The sequence below is a fragment of the uncultured Devosia sp. genome (genome assembly GCF_913055165.1).
Taxonomy (GTDB): Bacteria; Pseudomonadota; Alphaproteobacteria; order Rhizobiales; family Devosiaceae; genus Devosia.
Genome location: NZ_CAJXJS010000121.1, coordinates 1 through 2,222 on the forward strand (window position 1 = coordinate 1; position 2,222 = coordinate 2,222).

3 protein-coding genes are annotated in these 2,222 nt (G+C 63.5%); 2 read left to right on the forward strand and 1 reads right to left on the reverse strand.

Translation table 11 applies throughout. The features are described 5' to 3' along the window. Positions 1-743: hypothetical protein (locus QZ564_RS19145; protein ID WP_297113564.1), on the reverse strand; the 743-nt coding region annotated here is incomplete at its 3' end. A 177-nt stretch (positions 744-920) separates the two neighbouring features. Here QZ564_RS19145 and QZ564_RS19150 point away from each other — a divergent pair. Both QZ564_RS19150 and QZ564_RS19155 read left to right on the forward strand, forming a co-directional pair. Then, positions 921-1,592, forward strand: coding sequence for a response regulator transcription factor (locus QZ564_RS19150; protein WP_297113565.1), 672 nt, complete (start codon positions 921-923; stop codon positions 1,590-1,592). A gap of 3 nt (positions 1,593-1,595) precedes the next feature. Then, positions 1,596-1,994 (forward strand): VOC family protein, encoded by a 399-nt coding sequence (locus tag QZ564_RS19155; protein ID WP_297113567.1) that lies wholly within the window; start codon positions 1,596-1,598, stop codon positions 1,992-1,994. The last annotated feature ends 228 nt before the right edge of the window (positions 1,995-2,222 follow it).

The following is a 2,222-nucleotide window of genomic DNA, read 5'->3' on the forward strand; positions in this document are numbered from 1 at the left end:
CGCTGGTCGCGCGCGATTTCGCGCTCCATCTGCTGGGCCTGCAATTCGGCCAGCTTGCCCACAGTGGTCGAAACGTCGTCGAGCCGCGCGTTGAGGATGGAAAGATCGTTGCGTGGACCTTCCTCGATCATTGCCCCGAGGGCGGCAATCTGTGCTTCGAGCCGCTTGACCTGACCGGTCTCGCCGACGGCACCGGCGAGAAGTTCGACCACCTGGGTCAGCTGTTCGACCTGGCTGGCGACCTCGCGCACATGGCCGGCACTGGACCGCTGCGACTTGAGTTCGCCCTCGAGCCGCTCGAGCCGCTGGCTCATGGTGCCGACCAGCACCCCCAATTCGCGGATTTCCGGCATGTCGGTGGCACGGCGCATCGGCGCCGGCATCGGCGCTGCGCCCTGGCGGCTGCGGATTTCGGCAATGGCGGCTGTGAGATCGTCGGGTTCCTCCGCCCCGACGGGCGATGTATCCCGCTCGGTAAAACGGTCCACGGCGCGCTTGACGGTCTGCAGGGCTTCGCGCCGCCGCGTACTGGCTTCCGAGCCGGTCACCTGGTCGCGCAGATTGCGCACGCGCTGCGCCAAGGCACTGGCCGGCGGGGCCGGCGGCTCATCCTCGATCTGCCCATAATGGCTCTCGACCTTGTCGAGCAACGCCACCAACTCGCCGCGAAGCGCCTGCCATTCTCCGGCGCCGGCATCGCGGGCCATATCGGCACTGTCGGGAAAGGTGTGGGCGCGCGGCATGACAGGTCCTTCGTCGAAATAGACGGACCCCTCGCGATTCAACACGAAGGTATGACGGCCACTGTTGTAAAAACATGGTAAAGAACCCGTTAAGCATTGCCGCAATATGCAAGGGCAAGTGCCGGGATTCTGTGCGATTCAGGTTGGGTTAAAAGGGCAGGGGACAGGTTCGGATTCATGACGCGCCGCCGCATTATCATCGTCGACGATCATCCCCTGTTCCGGGCGGCCCTGCGCCAGACCCTGTCGGGTGGTGACGCCACCGTGAGCGTGGAGGAAGCCGGAGACCTCAACTCCCTCAGCGCCGCCCTCGACGCAGATCGCGACTGCGATCTGGTGCTGCTCGACCTCAATATGCCCGGTGTGCGGGGCTTTTCCGGCCTCTTGCTGCTGCGGGCGCAATATCCCGACATTCCGGTGATGATCATCTCCGCGGTCGAAGATGCGACGGTGGTGCGCCGGGCGTTCGAACTGGGCGCCGCCGGCTATCTGCACAAATCCGAGGGGCCCACCGAGATCCGCCGCGCCATCGAAACCGTGTTGTCAGGGGAGGTGTTCGTGCCCTCGGGCACCACCCTGGGCGGTGAAGATGAACAGACCGCGCTGATGAAACGGCTGGCCACGCTCACACCGCAACAGGTGCGCGTTCTGATGATGCTCAGCGACGGGCTGATGAACAAGCAGATCGCCTATGAGCTTTCCATTTCCGAAGCCACGGTCAAGGCCCACGTCTCGGCCATCCTGCAAAAGCTCGATGTCGACAGCCGCACCCAGGCGGTGATTGCGGCGGCGCGCATCGAGGACGGTCAGTTCGAGGCCCTGTTCTCCACCGGCGCGGACAAGGCCTGAACCATGAAACCCGAAATCTCCATCATCACCATTGGCGTTGACGATCTGGAACGCGCTTTTGCCTTCTACCGCGCCCTGTTCGATATTTCCGACGAACAGATCGGCGCGGGCGAGGACCATGTCGCCTTCTTCTTTGACGACAAATTCTCCTTCGTGCTGTTCCCGCGCGAGCAGATCGCCCAGACCGCCGGCAAACCGGAGAGCCTTGAGGGCACGCCCGGCTTCGTGCTGTCGCACCGGGCCGAAAACCCGGAAGCGGTGGACGATATTCTCGAGCGTGTGCTGGTCGCCGGCGGGGCCATCATTACGCCCGGCACGCAGTCCGAATGGGGCTATTCAGCCTATTTTGAGGACAGCGAAGGCAATGTCTGGGAACTGATGGCGACTCCTACGCAGAACTGAGCGGCACGTGGCGCTAACACAATGGAGCCGAACAGCGATCCGCGACCGGGATTTGCCCTGCGGGCATGGCTCGAAGTGTCAAGGAGCGTTCCGCAATGCGCGAGGCATGCCGAAGGTCCGCCCGGCATCACTGCCTCGCGGTTCTGAAACAAAGAGCGGAGTCCCGAGACGGCCATCGTCCCTGAAACTAAAAAACTGAGACGAAAGCCGTCTCGGGAACGCCGGGAT

Bases quoted from the DNA above. Each gene is read 5' to 3' on its own strand.
- QZ564_RS19150 (WP_297113565.1), top strand. From the start codon at position 921: ATGACGCGCCGCCGCATTATCATCGTCGACGATCATCCCCTGTTCCGG.
- QZ564_RS19155 (WP_297113567.1), top strand. From the start codon at position 1,596: ATGAAACCCGAAATCTCCATCATCACCATTGGCGTTGACGATCTGGAA.